This is a genomic window from Acinetobacter larvae (assembly GCF_001704115.1).
GTDB classification, from domain to species: Bacteria; Pseudomonadota; Gammaproteobacteria; order Pseudomonadales; family Moraxellaceae; genus Acinetobacter; species Acinetobacter larvae.
In genome coordinates, this window is record NZ_CP016895.1 from 169,341 (window position 1) to 185,225 (window position 15,885).

At 38.8% G+C, this 15,885-nt stretch carries 14 protein-coding genes; 8 read left to right on the forward strand and 6 right to left on the reverse strand.

Going from position 1 to position 15,885, the window contains the following annotated elements; translation table 11 throughout:
* From BFG52_RS00705 to BFG52_RS00725, 5 genes are all read right to left on the reverse strand, one after another.
* Entirely contained in the window at nt 1-2,547 is a 2,547-nt protein-coding gene (locus BFG52_RS00705; RefSeq protein WP_081408579.1) for a fimbria/pilus outer membrane usher protein, read from the reverse strand.
* A 10-nt stretch (nt 2,548-2,557) separates the two neighbouring features.
* Complete coding sequence (locus BFG52_RS00710; RefSeq protein ID WP_067551264.1) at nt 2,558-3,289, reverse strand: fimbrial biogenesis chaperone; 732 nt, start codon at nt 3,287-3,289, stop codon at nt 2,558-2,560.
* Nucleotides 3,290-3,331: 42 nt separating this feature from the next.
* Entirely contained in the window at nt 3,332-3,904 is a 573-nt protein-coding gene (locus BFG52_RS00715) for a fimbrial protein (protein ID WP_067551267.1), read from the reverse strand.
* A 492-nt stretch (nt 3,905-4,396) separates the two neighbouring features.
* On the reverse strand, nt 4,397-6,034 hold the full coding sequence (locus tag BFG52_RS00720) for a PepSY-associated TM helix domain-containing protein (protein ID WP_067551269.1): 1,638 nt from the start codon (nt 6,032-6,034) through the stop codon (nt 4,397-4,399).
* 2 nt (nt 6,035-6,036) lie between these two features.
* Nucleotides 6,037-6,327, reverse strand: a complete 291-nt coding sequence (locus BFG52_RS00725) for a hypothetical protein (protein WP_067551272.1) — start codon at nt 6,325-6,327, stop codon at nt 6,037-6,039.
* A gap of 1,437 nt (nt 6,328-7,764) precedes the next feature.
* Between BFG52_RS00725 and BFG52_RS00735 the strand changes: the two genes are divergently transcribed.
* Both BFG52_RS00735 and BFG52_RS00740 read left to right on the forward strand, forming a co-directional pair.
* Nucleotides 7,765-8,352 carry a biliverdin-producing heme oxygenase gene (locus BFG52_RS00735; protein WP_067551276.1) on the forward strand — a complete coding sequence of 196 codons (588 nt, stop codon included), beginning with the start codon at nt 7,765-7,767 and terminating at the stop codon, nt 8,350-8,352.
* A gap of 25 nt (nt 8,353-8,377) precedes the next feature.
* The gene (locus tag BFG52_RS00740; RefSeq protein WP_099092607.1) at nt 8,378-8,830 is read left to right on the forward strand and encodes a YbaN family protein; all 453 of its coding nucleotides are present in this window, start codon (nt 8,378-8,380) and stop codon (nt 8,828-8,830) included.
* A gap of 155 nt (nt 8,831-8,985) precedes the next feature.
* Here the strand turns inward: BFG52_RS00740 and BFG52_RS00745 are convergent, their stop codons facing one another.
* A complete protein-coding gene (locus BFG52_RS00745; protein ID WP_067551279.1) occupies nt 8,986-10,410 on the reverse strand; it encodes a Na+/H+ antiporter NhaC family protein in 1,425 nt (474 codons plus the stop codon).
* A gap of 118 nt (nt 10,411-10,528) precedes the next feature.
* Here BFG52_RS00745 and BFG52_RS00750 point away from each other — a divergent pair, with 118 nt between their 5' ends.
* The 6 genes from BFG52_RS00750 (at nt 10,529) to BFG52_RS00775 (ending at nt 15,821) form a co-directional block, all read left to right on the forward strand.
* Nucleotides 10,529-11,407 carry a LysR family transcriptional regulator gene (locus tag BFG52_RS00750; RefSeq protein WP_067551281.1) on the forward strand — a complete coding sequence of 293 codons (879 nt, stop codon included), beginning with the start codon at nt 10,529-10,531 and terminating at the stop codon, nt 11,405-11,407.
* Nucleotides 11,408-11,487: 80 nt separating this feature from the next.
* A complete protein-coding gene (locus BFG52_RS00755; protein ID WP_067551284.1) occupies nt 11,488-12,729 on the forward strand; it encodes a D-amino acid dehydrogenase in 1,242 nt (413 codons plus the stop codon).
* Nucleotide 12,730: 1 nt separating this feature from the next.
* Entirely contained in the window at nt 12,731-13,087 is a 357-nt protein-coding gene (locus tag BFG52_RS00760) for a RidA family protein (RefSeq protein ID WP_067551286.1), read from the forward strand.
* Between the two features lie 235 nt (nt 13,088-13,322).
* A complete protein-coding gene (locus tag BFG52_RS00765; RefSeq protein WP_228703789.1) occupies nt 13,323-14,081 on the forward strand; it encodes a carbonic anhydrase in 759 nt (252 codons plus the stop codon).
* 222 nt (nt 14,082-14,303) lie between these two features.
* Nucleotides 14,304-14,801 carry a sigma-70 family RNA polymerase sigma factor gene (locus BFG52_RS00770; RefSeq protein WP_067551289.1) on the forward strand — a complete coding sequence of 166 codons (498 nt, stop codon included), beginning with the start codon at nt 14,304-14,306 and terminating at the stop codon, nt 14,799-14,801.
* Nucleotides 14,802-14,837: 36 nt separating this feature from the next.
* Nucleotides 14,838-15,821: a FecR family protein gene (locus BFG52_RS00775; protein WP_067551291.1), complete on the forward strand. Its 984-nt coding sequence runs from the start codon at nt 14,838-14,840 to the stop codon at nt 15,819-15,821.
* Nucleotides 15,822-15,885 lie beyond the last annotated feature (64 nt).

Genomic DNA, 15,885 nt, shown 5'->3' on the forward strand with positions numbered 1-15,885 from the left:
CTATTGACATTCCACAGGCACAATTTGTAAGGCTTGGTCTTTATTACTTTTGAGGCGTGGCAGCTGAATCTGACAGTGATTTTGCTGCATATCACCCCAAACCACGGTGAGTTGGTGATCTTGTTGTGGATCAAATTGATCGAGTAAAACTTGGTTAGACTGTGCAAGTCGTCCAATCACTTTTTGCGCTGCCGTACGAACTTCGGCACCCATGGGTAAGTTACCCAAAGGGCTTTGAATGCGTAATACATAGAGTGAGCTAATTTCGGCATTAAATTTAACCAAAGTTGAGCTATATTGTCTTGGAATAACCGTTGCTTGGTTTGATTTTATATTCATATTGGCAGGCATAAGCTCAGGGTCAATTTGAATGAGATTATAAGCATAAGGTGAACTCGTACTATAGATGGCATTACCAAAGCGATCTAGACGAATCCCCCAAGCATTATTGACACCCGCAGCACGACCTTTGTCGACATGAACAATGGTATAGGTGTCGTTGAGATGATTGGTTGCAGTGATACCATAACGATGCGCAACTACTCCCCCATTGGCAGACAGTGAATACTGACTGTCATGCTCATCATGATAAAGTGTTGCACCTAGATTTACATAAGGGTGTAAATAATTCATATTGCCGCTATAAGCTATATTTTGCCCATTGCCATAATCATTGCGGTTGATGCCTATACCAAAGTTTATATTATTATCCTGACCTGCTGTACCACTCAGATTTACATTGGCACTGTCAGAACGCATTGCATCTGATTCAGCACGTTGTATATTGCTACTTAAATATAAATTACTTTTACGCCATTCAAGCGGTATTGAGATACTGGCATAGTATGTATTGTTTTTTTGGTTGTCGAAACGATCTTGGCTATGGTTTACCCCTAAATTGTAGTTGAGTTTATGCCAGCGATTACCATAACTAAAGGTATATTGGTTGTAATGCTGCTGATCAGTCCAATACGTGTTTTGATAGAAAGCAACTTGGAATGAGCCCCAACGTCGATCTTGAAAGGACTTACTCAGGGATAAACTATACTGAGTTTTAAGGTTGTTGTTATTCCATAAGTTGCGGTATTCGTCGTCATTGAGTTGATCATAGTTAGCAATCGATAAAGTATTATTTGCGGTTTGATAATCACGAGACTGTCTAGATAGATTGGCATTAATATTTAAATTTTGTGCTTCCCAGAAGTAGCTATATTTAAACTGGTAGCGTTGACCATCTCGATCTTGCCCATATAAATTGGCACGGCTGTAGTCAACAGTCGTATTGATACCACCGATTAGACTATTTAAGCTGGCAGAGACTAAAATGCTTTTATAGGGTTCAGCGAAGGTCATCGCACTACCGATCGTGAGATGGTTGGTTAAACCATAATTGAGATTGGCTTGAAAAACTTGTTCTTGGGTAAGTTTATTGGCAATTTTATAACGACCATAGGCGACATTATATTGCAGTAAACCTTTTTTTAATAAATTGATATTAAGCTGCATCGGAAAATACAGCACACGTTTCTCACCACCATTTTCGATGATTTCAACAGTTAATTCACCATTTGCTGAGGTATTTAAATCGGTGAGTTCAAAAGCACCAGCAGGAACTGATTTTTCATAAATCTTCTGACCATTTTGAAACACTTTCACCAAGGCATTGGTATTGGCAACAGCCTGTATAATAGGTGCATAAGTACGCATACTCCAAGGCAACATATTGTCATCTGATGCCAACTGCACACCGACTAAGGAAAGGTTTTCGCTGAGCAGATTATTACTATAAAACTCGCCTAAACTTAAGCGTGAACGTAAACGATCTATATCTCGATATAATGTATTTTGACTGGAGCGATAGCGACCAAGATCACCCTCATCTGTGGATTCAAAATAACCGTTATGTCTAAAATACCAGCCAGCAAAATTTACCCCAGCATTTAAATTGAGGTAGTTTTGGGTTTGCTGATCATTCTTATGCATATTGGCGTTGTAGGCAATAAAAGCTGAACTCACACCTTGATCAAATCTTTTGGGATTAATGTATCCCTCTGGACGTTGTTGTATCGCGACCAGTGGGATATAAAGATCTAATTTTAATTGTGATAAACTGAAATCATAATATGCATCAGGGTTTATATCTTTAATATTCAGACATTCATTTTCTTGTTGTAATAAGTCTTTTAATAATTTCTCTTTTAAATCCAGTAGATTTAGTAATTTCGGGTCCAAGCATAATACAGCGGAGCTCGATGCATCCGCATGATCAAATTTTACAGTAGTATCAATCGATTCTTTATTATTGATAGTTAGACTGACATTATAGAGTCCCGGCGCAACATAATGAGAAATATTAAAAATACTTAGGTCAATATCACGATTAACCCCATACAGTGAAGTTGTATCAAAGACAAAATTTTGTTGATTACGCGCAGTTAAATTTTTATGATTTATATTTTCCTCAGATTCTTGTGCATAACTCTGCTGTATGAGTATTGCATAGATCATACAACAGAGTAAAAAGCAGATTTGAGATGAGCCTAACATAAATACCCTTTTACGGTGTTACTTGAGGCAAGGCAGTGCTATAGTTATTTTCGCCACCTAGGTCATTGATTAAATAATATTTAATCTGATTGGGGTGAATATGTGATTGAATATTTTTAAATGAAGCTTTGGCAAATGGTTCTACCATGAGTGCTTGCTCAAAACTTTGATTTTCTTTATCTGCACTTAAAATAATTTTAGAAAAGTTGATAAAATATGGTGTTGGGTTATTTACCTCAATGGTTTGCTGTTGCACATCATATTGAAACTTTAAAGCTTGGAATGCTTTATCTTGTGACATTTGTAGAGATGCTGGGCGATAAAATAATTTTATGCGCGTTCTTACATTAAAACTTAGTTTATTTTGTTCTGCTGTATCAACATTTTCGGGTGGGATATCTAGCATATTAAAAATAAATAAGCTTTCTCGGTCTTGTGGCAGTTGTGGCGTACCTAGCGGTAAGATCCGAATCACTTGACCACTATTGGCTTCAACCCGTGTCAATGCTGGCGTTAATAAAAATGGGATTTGGCTGGCATCCGGAATGATATTCATATCACCAGTATCGAGCCAAACTTGTACTAATGCCGGTGTTTCAAACTGATTTTGTAATTGAACACTGACGCTTTTGGCATTAGAAGGAACGACAATACGTGTGCCTTGTACGGTTACACCTGCAAAGCTGCTACAGGATGCCATTAACACGGCACTGCTAAATAAATTTTTAAATATTTGGCGCATATTTTCGCTCCTCCTTCGGGCTGTCAAAATTTAAACTAAAACTTAGTTATAGATTAAAGTGTAATCGACAACAGCTTGAACATTTTGAGCTGCGATAGACCCTTCTGTTGCTTGATAATATTGACTTGCAAGTTTAATAACACCTTCTGCATCAGGTTTTATTGCAGTTGGGTTTTTAAAGTTAATGGCTTGAGTCTGATCTAATATCTGTACATGGACAGGTTTCTTATCTTTATTTTCAGCAGGTGTAGTATCAATGACTTTGGTATTGAGCAAAGCAGTTGGGTCAGTTGATAAATATTTATTTGTTGCGGCACTAATTAATACACCCTTAATACCAGAGAGTGAATCACATGCTTTACCTGAGCTATCAACAATTTTTAATTGGAAGTCAGTTCTACCCGCAACTGAACCCACTGCAGTGAAGGCAGACGTTTTAACAGCAGGTAAAGTTACTGTAATATTATCCTTGTTCTGAGTAGAACCACCATCAGAGGTTAAGGTACAAGTACTATCAAGTACGCGACCATTAATGGTAATCGTACCATCCGCAGCAAATACACTGGCACTACTTGTTGCGAATACAATAAGTAAAGCATTAGAAAGCTTAGACATTTATAAATACCCTATTGAAAAATAATGATAAATTGCGTTAGTAGTATAAAGTACATAGAAATAAGTTAATTTACGTCTATAGGCTTTATATATGTTGGGACAAAGACTATTGGCACATAGCCTTTGGTGGTTAATTAATGGCGCGCATTCTACAAGCAAAAAAAAAATTGCAAAAGTACTTTAAAATAAATTTTTCTATTAATTTGTAATTATTTAGATTTACTTAATAATGTGCATTTTGTCGGGTTTTATTATTAAGTAATATTAATTCCTTAATTTGTTTATTGATTTTAAATTATTTATTTTCTAGATTTTAAATGAGAGTTATTCCCATAATATTCTGCTTGAATGTTCTTATTTATGTTTGTAATGATAGTATTTTATGTTTATTTTGCTATTGATATTTTTTAAAATTATTTTTATTTAAAAAAGACCTCGGTATATTTTACCGAGGTCTTTGATTTATTTAGAATACTACTCTTAAGGTTGCTCTTAAGATTGTTCAGAAGACTGTTGGGAAGATTTTTGTATTGCCCATAATGAACCTGCACTTGCTGTTTTGGCACGGGTATAGGCTTGTTGGTAAAAACGTAAAAAAGCCAGTGCAAAAATGACAGCAAATACGTCCACCCAAATGCGTTGCCCAGTGCTATACCATAGACCATTGATTTGTAGGATATAAGCCAATAGTGAGCTAACTGGTAATAGTACTAAGACGATAGCAATGCTGACTAAAAGTTGTGGTAATACACGGGCAGCACCGAAAATAAAGCTATAGGCTAGCGCAGCACAAAAAACCACATAATAAGCATACATAAAGAGTAGATTGTGATTGGATAATTGTGGGCTAAAGACATAAGCCCAACGCCCTACAAGCATACTTGTAAATACTGCCAGTACACAGCCTAAGCAAGCACCTACGGTTAAATTGGCAATAAACTTAACATCTCTGCGTTGTGCTGGTGCCGGGAGATTCATATTTTTATGTTTTTTAATACGAGACTCTACCCATAAAATATTGCCAGAATAAAATAAGAAAGCACCACCTATTCCTAATAGCACATAGAGCCAGCGTGTAATATCACCGCCATAATTACCGAAATGTAAGCTAAACATACTGTTTATTAACTTATCCCAAGCACCATTATGTGCATTGAGCGTTTGATTATTATAGGCGTCACTTTGGTAAGGATTGAAAGACATATAATCAAAATAATCACCGCGCAGCATATGGTTGTCACTATATAATGCTGCAAATGCTGAGGCTTTTTCTGGCTGATCAAGTCGGTTAAAAGTAATGGCTCTGATTTCATATTCAGGAGCTTGTTGCTGAATACGCGTCAAAATCGTATCGAGATCAAAAGCTGGTTTAGGGTCTGCGATTTGTACTATCGCTGGTTTAAATAAAGCTTCACCACGATAAACAATTTTGCCCAGAGCGACAAAAAATAAATCATGAAAAGCAAACACAATAACGGTAATACTGATCAAGATATGAAAAGGTAGGCTGGTAATGCCGATGACATTATGGGTATCTAACCAAAATCTTTTCTTATTTTTGCCTTTACGAATCGCAAAAAAATCTTTGACCAACGTTGGTAATAAAATAATCAGCCCAGACATAATTGCGAGGAAATACAGTACAGCTACAATTCCCATTACATAAACACCCAAAGTATGGTGTCCAACGGTTCCAGGGATTCCACCTGTTTCATGGAGTTGTTCTATTAGCCAGCCGAGTTTAGAGACATTTTCTTCTTCAACCCGAATACTGCCATCTGGGTTGAGTGTTGCCAGCATGGTACGTTGCTGACTATCAAAACTTCGCCCAGCATTGCCCGTTGTCCATTGCATTGGCGCATTAAAATGTTCTTTGGATGAGAAATTAATTCCAAAACTTTGCTGGGTCTCAGGATAGGCTGCTTGAACTTTTTGAATTAAGATCGGGTATTGCTCTGCTTGAATGGGCGCAAGCTGTTGTGCGGGAGGAGAAGCCCAACGGCTGAGATCATGCTGAAACATGGTCAGCCCACCCGCAAAGAAACAGATAAACAGTAAAATTCCTGCACTAATACCAACCCAAGTATGCAAATCTTTTGCAGTTTTTATAATATCGGTACGAACTTTCATGTTTAGCCTCTAAACCAAAAAAAGCAGCCATAGGCCAATAGGTTCAGCACACTGTAGACTACGAGCACATGCCAACCGCGATGGAAGAAAAAGGCGAGAAAAAATAATGGGCACCAAATCCAAGGAACTGCCCACATTCCCAATTGTGCTGCTAAACCACGATCAATCGTAGAGAAACCGAGAAGTGCAATGCAGCACCCAACGGCGACGGAAAAACTGAGGCCGAGCAATGCCCCAGCAAAGGTTTTACTCCACCAATCAGGATGAATTTTTTTGAGTTGCTTGGCTTTCATGAGGAAAATACTTTTTGAATATTGAAATAAAAGGGGCAAAGGTCCATACCATCATCATACTGAGTACGACCATAAAACAGGCGACTAAGGCGGGCAGCAGATAAAATAACCAAACTGCGCTGAGCAATAACAGGATGCAGACAGGAATGCGCCAACGTTTACTGAGCGCTTGAGTCAATACAGTTTGGTTCGGATGGGTCAAATATAAAATGAAGCATGTGGCTATACATAACATCATCGCAACAAGTTTCATGGGTGATTTCCCTATGTCACAAGCAGCCTAGCGGCTGTCTGTTGTTGAATTGCTGCAGGCATGCAGTAAAGAAATTCAATGTTTGCGATAGATTTGAAAATGCTTACTCAAGACAATATTGTGAAATAATGCCAGCTCAAGCTTTAAAAAATCTTCAAACAAATGAGAATGATAATTATATGTATAATCTTTGGCAGCCTTCATGATTAATTTGAATTATTTGATTCATTTCAATAGTTTTTTTTAATGGGTATAAATAAACGGAAAGGGTAATGATTAATAACGCGAATTATCACACATTTAAATAAATTAATGATATTAAAAACGGCAGACTAATTATTTTTACGCGCTAAATTACACTTGTTCCTATTAAAGGAAAGCGCTGTGTTATTTTTATATCTTTATGAAAAGTAATATAAATTTATTTTTTAAGGCGGCTTATTTTCAAGTTGGCGACAAGCGATTACAATGATATAGCATAATAAGATAATTGATAAGAATAATTATTCTCAACCTGAGACTGATTTGATATCATGACCTTATTGTAATTCTTTTGGTGGATGGCAAGGGTGATTGTTATTGACCCGCTAAAATGTAGATCGACAGAGCTACTTTTTTTAATGTCCAAAAGAATGTTATCAATTTTCTCATCAAGACCGTTCATAGCAGCAAAGATGATGCGATCGCTAAGCAAGATTTAGCTGAAACATCAAGGTGCTTCCAACTTTCCCTAAGCTTTTCTAAAGCAAAATTTAAGACACAATGTCTGTGTCGCAATTGCAGAAATGTTATGGGGGAGCAAGGATTGATGAAAAAATGCAGGCAACATCGGTGTACTGTTTACACGGTTTATATGACCTAAGTATATAAAAGGTGTAAAGCAAAGCACAAGGAGCGCTGTTGTCATCGATAATATTGCACGCTAAAACAATTGCAATCAACACATTGCAGTACAGTAAAATTCTTGCAAGGGTATTTGTTACTGGTCTTTAAATCTCCCAATATTAGGATGTAGATATTCTTATTACATCATAATAGCCGATCAGAAATATTCTTTGGATTGGTACTGTGAATGGAATGAAGCCCAGTTCGTCTATGACTTGGTGAAGATATGCGCATGAAGCTGTCATATTTTTCATTGTCGCTGGGTAATACAGTAAAGTTATGTCAATTAGAGACCTACTATGTCACACCTCGAAACTTTAGAAAGCTTGGCACTACGCTTGAAACAGGAAACGGCTACTGATCATGAGCGTATGCACCAACTGATGGGTCAAGCAGACGTTTTTGCCAATCGTGATAAATATGCTTTATTTACTTTATCACAATATTATTTCCAAAAAGATGTGGAATATCTATTTGATAACCAACAAGTTGCAGAGTTAATTACCGATCTTGATATTCGAGGTCGTTCTAAAGAAGCTGCAGCAGATTTACAAGATTTAGGTGTAACTATTGCAGAGCGTGAACTTGCTTCGATTGGGGTAGGTTTTCCCGAAGCATTGGGCTGGATCTATGTTTCAGAAGGTTCAACCTTAGGTGCAGCATTCTTATTTAAGCAAGCACAAAAAGACTTGGACTTAACGGCTGAGTTTGGTGCGCGTAATTTAGCAGCTTATCCTGAAGGTCGTGCCAAAGTGTGGAAACATTTTACGGCTGAGCTAGACCAAGCCAACTTTAGCCAAGCATTACAAGATCGTGTTATTGCTGGGGCTAAACAAGGTTTTGATCGTTTTGGTGAGCTATTGCAAGAAATTATTGATGCAAAATAATTGAAGCGACTGAATTGAAATACGCATGATGAAAGACATCTCTTCGAAGCAAGTGGAAACATCAACCACCGTAGCTGCATCACCGGTGATCGAAAGCAAAGTACATTCCTCTGTTTGGGTACGTGTACTCTGCATCTTTTTATCCGTGTTATGTATTGTGTTGGCCGTAATCGGTATTATCCTTCCTGGAATTCCAACGATTGACTTTTTATTGTTAGCCGCTTTTTTTGCTTCGAAGGGCTCTACACGTTTGCATCGTTGGTTGCACCAGCATCGTATTTTTGGACCGATGCTAAGAGAGTGGGGGAATGTTAGAACCATTCCGCGTAAGCGTAAGGTTTTGATTACGATCAGCATGAGTATTGCTGCTGTGATTATTTATTTTTCAAGTTTACATCTACACCTTCGCATCTGTTTAATGGTGGTCTTAGCATTGGTGTTAATTTGGATTTGGCGTCGCCCAGAGCAAGCATCATAGGCAATAAGCTGTCATGCTATTGCGATGTGATGCATTGCTTTGAGGCGATGACGTTTTGCATGAATTCGTTTTTGCAGATGAGCTTATAGCGTAAAAAGCATCAATGTTATCAAGACATTGATGCTTTTTTAATGGGTTGTTTAAGGGGAATGTGCTTAGAGATTTAAGAGATAGAATAACCCTGCGAATAAGACAATATTACTCAGTACAATTGCCCAGCCACCGTATAACATATATTTTAACTGTGTTGAGCGTGCCAGCCCCATTTGTCCAAACATATCAGAAGATGGGAAAGGACCAAACCAGTCAACTTGCGAACTGGATAATAAAACTGCGGTAATAGCGACAGGAGGCACACCTTGCGCAGCTAAGATCGGTCCAAAAATTTTATGCGTAAAAGTCATTTGGGCAACCGCTGCACCAGGAATATGTCCAACGATATTGAACAAGAAAATCGCCATACAGAGCCATGCCGGATTGAGCCCCGTTAAATAAGGTGTAACGTTGTCGAGTAAAGTGTGATAAGCATTTAGTTTTTCGACCAAGACTAAAATTGGGTTGTAGAGCCAATAGAGAATAAACATCCAGACCAGTTTGCCACAACCATCGTATAGTGCATTGAGAATTTGTTTGGGTGTGAAACCTGCGACTAAGCCTGTTAACATGGCAACCGTAAGCATCACAATAATGGCGTAACTAAATCCAGCTTTGAGACTTATGCCAATCAGCGCCATCACAATAATCGTAGCAATAAAGACCATCGCGGCACGTTTACTGCGTTTTTCCATTGCAGGCGTAGGTTGTTCTGTTTGTTCAAGGAAATTTTCATTATATGAAAATTTACCAACGGTCCATTTTTGGATATAGCCTGACATTATCCAACCTGTAGCCAGCGTGACGACACTCATGGGTAGGGCAGATGAGATCAGAAATTGTGGATAGCTTAAACCACCAAGCTCCAAAATGGTTACGGTACTGGGTGTAAAGGGACCGATAAATAAACCAATAGATCCTGCAGTCATGAGTAAGATGGCAACGGTTGGTGGTGTGAGACCTACAGCAGCAGCAATGGGAATAATCACTGCCACAATAATGGCATTGCCACCCGCCATGGTGCCAAGAGAACCACAGATCACCATCGACGAAATTACGATGCCAAGCTTAACGCGGCTTTGACTAGATAAACCGACACGATTGACAATAAATTTAACCAATTCTTTGGCAGCACCAGTACGATTGGCAACTTCACCAACACCTGCACCAAGCATAATGATTAAGCCAACTGTGGCAATAAATGAGCCCGTAGATTGTGCCAATATCGTACCGAGTTCGAGTACAGAGGTGGAGGTCATTACCACACTGAGTAGAATGGCGATGATCACGGAAAGTACGATATCAAGTCCGATGACCGTAAGTAAGGCTAAGGCAACAATCGGTAGAAACCCGATCAGCCCGATTTGTTCTTGTGACAAGCCTCGTGCATAAATTGCGAGTCCAAAACCCAAAATAATAATGATCATTAATGAAAGATTTTTTTTCGTCCATATACGATCTAATGATGAAACAGAAGATTCAACCATTTGCTAATCGCTCCTTGATGCAGGTATGCATATTTTTTGCAATGTACAGCAGATAATTGACTTTCTATAATGAATTCTATTAGATTGATTATAACTATTGGTTATGATGTGCTTTAAGATGAATCTGAGACATATTGAAATATTCTATTTAGTTATGGTGTATGGATCATTAACTGAAGCAGCATCTGTATTGTGTATTTCTCAACCTGCAGCCAGTAAATTACTGAAACATGCTGAACAACGTTTGGGTTTTTCATTATTTGAACGGGTGAAGGGAAAACTACAACCAACCAATGAAGCCTTTATTTTGTATGAGCAGATTAAGCCAATTTATGACCAGCTTAATAAGCTGAATAAACTTACCCATAATTTAAGTAAAAATCCGAAAGGACGCATTACAGTAGGATGTTTACCAAGTTTGGGTTTAAGCTTATTACCCAAGTTAGCAGCCAGTTATTTGAAAAAATATCCTGGGGTGTTTTTAAATATTGGGACTGATCATACACAGGCTTTAGAGCAAAAATTATTACAACGTGAAATTGATATTGCTGTTACTTTTGAACCGGATACGTTAAATGGCGTGATTGCTACTCCTATTTTAGATATTCCACTGGTTTATATTGACTCGGAACAGCATGGTACAGTTATTGATATTCAGGATATAGATGAGCAGCGTTGGATTCAACCTGATGCAGACTCATTATTAAGAGTAGTTAAGAAATATCGTAGTTTTGAACGCAGCATTTTAAATGCACAGACTTATTATATGGCAGCTGAGTTGGTTCGACAGGGAGTAGGGTGCAGTATTACTGATGTTTATACTGCGGTTTATAGTTTACCTGAACAGATGATTTATCCGATACAACCACCTTTACACACCACTATTTATTTATTGAGAAATGCCAACGTCCCGACCACACATGCGACCGATAACTTTATTACTTTAATTAAAAATCAGATTGAAGCAATTACCCCGGTTCTTAACAAAAGGTTATGACCACCCGCTAAATTCTCATTTGTTTGCCATCTAGACATCTTCTTTAATGTGCTGAGTTAGGGAAGAAAGCGTGGTGGAAAATGAAAAAACATGTAGTTGTCATCGGTGGCGGTGTCATTGGTTTAAGTACATGTTATGCGCTGATCCAAGCTGGTCATAGCGTGACTTTAGTCGAAGCACAGGATGCCGTGGCGCAGCAAACCAGCTTTGCCAATGGTGGGCAACTTAGTTATCGCTATGTGGCACCTTTGGCGGATGCGGGTGTACCGCAACAAGCCTTACAGTGGTTCTATAAAGTGGATTCACCCCTTAATTTTAGATTGAAATGCTCTCCTCAGCAGTGGGCATGGCTATTCAAGTTTTTATGGGCGTGTAATCGCAAAGATAATATCGTCAATGGCGAACATATTTTACGTTTATCTTTATATAGCCAAAGCATTATGAATCAATGGCGTGAAGACCTAGGTGATTTTTGTTGGGCGAAATCAGGGAAAATGGTTATCCATCGTCAAGATAAAATTTTTCAAAAAGCCCAGACGGGGGTAGATGCTCAAGTTCAACAAATTTTATCACGGGATGAAACTGTTGCTGTAGAACCGGCATTGACAGGCATTACTGCGCAAATTTGCGGTTCTATTTATACACCAGCAGATGAAACGGCAGATTGCTATCAGTTTTGTTTACGCTTGCTTGAAAAATTAAAACAATATCAGGGCTTTAATTGTTTGTATCAGCATCAAGTGATGGCTTTTGAGCGCCACAATGATCAGATTCGTGCTATTCAAAGTACACAAGCTCGTATAGAGGCTGATGAATTTGTAATTGCAGCGGGTAATGGCAGTACTGCCTTATTTGAGTTATTAGGTATTCACGTGCCGCTTTACGGTTTAAAAGGTTATAGTTTGACTTTAGACTTTCCCGCCCAGCAAGGTATTGTACCGAATATCAGTGTGACGGATTATGCGCATAAAATTGTCTATGCCAAATTGAAGGATAAATTACGTATTGCTGCCATGGTCGATATTGGCTATGACGATCTAGGCATTCGCCCTGAACGTATTCAAGCTTTGAAACAAATCGTACAAGCGACTTTTCCAGCCTTACAAGGTCTTGATGATGCGGTGCAATGGTGCGGTGCAAGACCATCTACACCCAAAGGACCGCCTATTATTGGTCGTACCCGTTATAAAAATCTCTGGTCTAATATTGGACAAGGAAGCTTAGGTTTTACCTTAGCCGCTGGGAGTGCTGAGGTATTGTCACAATTAATCAGTCAAGCACAGCCCCCAATCGCATTAGATGGTTTATCGATGGAGTTATAATATGAGTAATCAAATACAGCGTCACCAGCTTTCAGCACGTCTAGCTGGTTGCGTGGTTCATAATGGATTGGTGTATTTATCTGGACAAGTTCCAACAACACTAGATGCAGATGTCAAAGTACAGACTGAAGAGGTCTTGGCAAAAATTGACGCTTTGTTGGCGCAGGTCAATACCGATAACCGTCGTATTCTCAGTGCGCAAATCTGGTTAAAAGATATTGCGCGTGATTTTGCCGTATTTAATCAATGCTGGGAAGCGTGGTTACCTGCTGATGCAGCACCAGCACGCGCTGCTTTACAAGCTGATCTCGCCCGTCCAGAAGTGCTGGTTGAGATTATGCTCACAGCTGCTTTGTAGAAAATAGAAAAATCTGCGCTGTAAAGATAAGGATATCTATTTACATAACCTCGTATGCTCGTGGCTGCGAGGTGTTTTTGTAAGGTGGTTTGCATTATGGCAGTTGTTTTATTGTTTAAATGAATGGTAACCGAGGTTTTAAAAATAATAACTTATAACATGATGCAGATTTGCCGTCCAATTCTTAGATCATAGGCGCATAATATTGATTTAATTGTTATTTGTGAGACGGGTCATGATGCATACCATAAAAAAATATCTATTCAGTAGTACGATTTTAACGGTAAGCTTGATAACACATGCGAATGAAACGGTACATTGGGGCTATGATGCTGAGCGTGGACCAGCGCAATGGGGTAAGTTGAGCGCAGATTATAAAGCCTGTAGTGATGGTAAAAATCAGACACCGATCAATATTACCAATGTTTATGAAAGTGAACATAAACATCCGATAGATGTGGAATATCAAGTTCATCCCAATCATGTCGTGTTTAATGGTCATACTGTACAGATCAATAGCCAAGATCAATCAGATTATTTAGTGCTTGACCAAGAAAAATATTATTTACAGCAATTTCACTTGCATACCCCAAGTGAAAATCAGATTGATGGGAAAAGTTTTCCGCTGGAGCTGCACTTTGTAAATGCCAATGCACAGGGTGAACTGACGGTCATGGCGGTGATGTTTGAGCTCGGGCAGAAAAATAGTGAATGGGATAAAATCTGGGCAGATTTATCTTATAAAGAAAATGATGTAAAAAGCTTAGCGCAAGAAGTCGATTTAGAAAAATTATTGCCTAAAAATCGGGAGTATTATCGTTTTTCTGGTTCTTTAACCACACCACCTTGTAGTGAAGGGGTGAACTGGATCGTCTATAAACAACCGATGACGATTTCAAAACAACAACTTGCTGAATTTCAAAAAATATTAAAAGGGCATTCGAATAATCGTCCGATTCAACCCACTCACGGGCGTATTGTCATTGCAGACTAGTGAAGCGACTTATTCTGGTTCAGCCCATAGATACATCTTAGGTTTAACGATGGGTCGAGTAAGTGCCAGATAAAATTCGCATGACTTAAAAAATCATTTGTCCAACGTCATTTTGGGGAAAAACAGCGTTTGGTTTTGTTGGGAAATTCTTTGAAATAATGCATTGTGCCATTGTGACTTAGTCGATATAATCGCTAATAATTATCATTTAGATTTGGCGCAATGCAGACTCCCACTGTTGAACATCTCTATCGAGACCATCATTCGTGGTTATATGGATGGCTGAAGCATCGTCTTCAACAAGACAGTCTTGCAGCTGATTTAGCACATGATACTTTTGTCAAAATTTTACAGCATCAAGAGCGTTATAGCTTAGAACAACCACGAGCACTGTTGACCACGATTGCCAAAAATCTGAGTTATCGCTGGTGGCATAGAAAACAAATCGAAGAAGCTTATCTACAACAATTACAATTCATTGCGCCGCAGTATTACCCGTCACCAGAACAAGAATTACAAGCCATTCAGTTACTGGTTGAACTTTATATGTTAATGGATCAATTACAACAACGTGAACAACAAGTCTTTATAAAATGGCAGATCGATGGCTTGTGTTATGCTGAGATTGCAGAACAATTGGGTGTCTCTTTGATTACAGTCAAACGTGATATGAAAAAAGTCATGCTCTGTTGTTTAAAGCTATTTGAGCTGGATGACTGAGACGCACTGCGAATCAAGAAGATTGAAGGGATTGTCGTGACAGCACAGCATAACGATTGCGAAGCCGAGATTTTAGAGCAAGCCGCTGAGTGGCTGGTGCGTTTAGAAGAGGGTCCATTAAATAGCAGCGAGGAATTGCTTTTTCAGCATTGGTTGGCTCAAAGTCCTTTACATCAAAAACTATGGCAGCGTGCCGAGAAATTACAACGTAAGCTGCATCATCGTGCCGATTATTTGCCTGATCATATGGCGAAGCGTTTCTTGCAAGCACAAAAGCCTGCTCATCCGATGCTGTTTAAAAATCTGGTGTTGCTGTTGGGGATTACGGGGATTATTGGCAGTGGATACTTTGTAGTACGTACGCAGGCTTGGGATGCGGATTATCGTACCGCCTATGGCGAGCAACGACAAATCACTTTAGCCGATGGCTCTGTACTCACACTCAACAGTAAAACTGCAATTGATATCGATTATGCGCAAAATGAGCGTGCCATACATCTACGCTATGGCGAAGTGTATATTGAAACAGGCAAAGATCGGCAGCAACGTCCTTTTCATGTATATGGTCAACATGGTCGTTTATTGGCCTTGGGAACAGCTTTTGCCGTACAGCAGCATGAGAAAAAGAGCACTTTATGGGTGACTGAACATGCGGTACGCATTGATACCCAATATAGTCATCAACAGCAAACCTTAGCAGCAGGTTATCAAGTTGAGTATGACAATCACAAAATTTTTAATGCTCAGCCTTTACAGACTGAACAGTTGTTATGGCGTAAAGGGTTATTACTGGCGAATCGTTATAGCATGGCGCAGTTTAGTGCCATGCTGACAGAAAATTATGGTGTACGTGTTCAGCTAGATCCACAGCAACAACAGCAATTGGCAAAGATTGAAATTTCAGGCACGTTCCCAAGTAACGACCTCAATCGCACATTGCAATTGCTGGTGACGACCTATCCTGTAGCAATTGAACGTTCACGTTTTACCGGTACGGTTTATATCTCAACTAAAAAATAAATAATTTTTTTTAGTTTTAAATGATACTTTTGATGATCTCAAGTCTTAACCCTATAGACAGCAT

Excerpts from the sequence above, each read along its gene's own strand:
- BFG52_RS00710 (WP_067551264.1), bottom strand. The coding sequence starts at position 3,289 with ATGCGCCAAATATTTAAAAATTTATTTAGCAGTGCCGTGTTAATGGCA.
- BFG52_RS00735 (WP_067551276.1), top strand. The coding sequence starts at position 7,765 with ATGTCACACCTCGAAACTTTAGAAAGCTTGGCACTACGCTTGAAACAG.
- BFG52_RS00755 (WP_067551284.1), top strand. The coding sequence starts at position 11,488 with ATGAAAAAACATGTAGTTGTCATCGGTGGCGGTGTCATTGGTTTAAGT.
- BFG52_RS00705 (WP_081408579.1), bottom strand. The coding sequence starts at position 2,547 with ATGTTAGGCTCATCTCAAATCTGCTTTTTACTCTGTTGTATGATCTAT.
- BFG52_RS00715 (WP_067551267.1), bottom strand. The coding sequence starts at position 3,904 with ATGTCTAAGCTTTCTAATGCTTTACTTATTGTATTCGCAACAAGTAGT.
- BFG52_RS00750 (WP_067551281.1), top strand. The coding sequence starts at position 10,529 with ATGAATCTGAGACATATTGAAATATTCTATTTAGTTATGGTGTATGGA.
- BFG52_RS00760 (WP_067551286.1), top strand. The coding sequence starts at position 12,731 with ATGAGTAATCAAATACAGCGTCACCAGCTTTCAGCACGTCTAGCTGGT.
- BFG52_RS00765 (WP_228703789.1), top strand. The coding sequence starts at position 13,323 with ATGATGCATACCATAAAAAAATATCTATTCAGTAGTACGATTTTAACG.
- BFG52_RS00720 (WP_067551269.1), bottom strand. The coding sequence starts at position 6,034 with ATGAAAGTTCGTACCGATATTATAAAAACTGCAAAAGATTTGCATACT.
- BFG52_RS00770 (WP_067551289.1), top strand. The coding sequence starts at position 14,304 with ATGCAGACTCCCACTGTTGAACATCTCTATCGAGACCATCATTCGTGG.
- BFG52_RS00745 (WP_067551279.1), bottom strand. The coding sequence starts at position 10,410 with ATGGTTGAATCTTCTGTTTCATCATTAGATCGTATATGGACGAAAAAA.
- BFG52_RS00725 (WP_067551272.1), bottom strand. The coding sequence starts at position 6,327 with ATGAAAGCCAAGCAACTCAAAAAAATTCATCCTGATTGGTGGAGTAAA.
- BFG52_RS00740 (WP_099092607.1), top strand. The coding sequence starts at position 8,378 with ATGATGAAAGACATCTCTTCGAAGCAAGTGGAAACATCAACCACCGTA.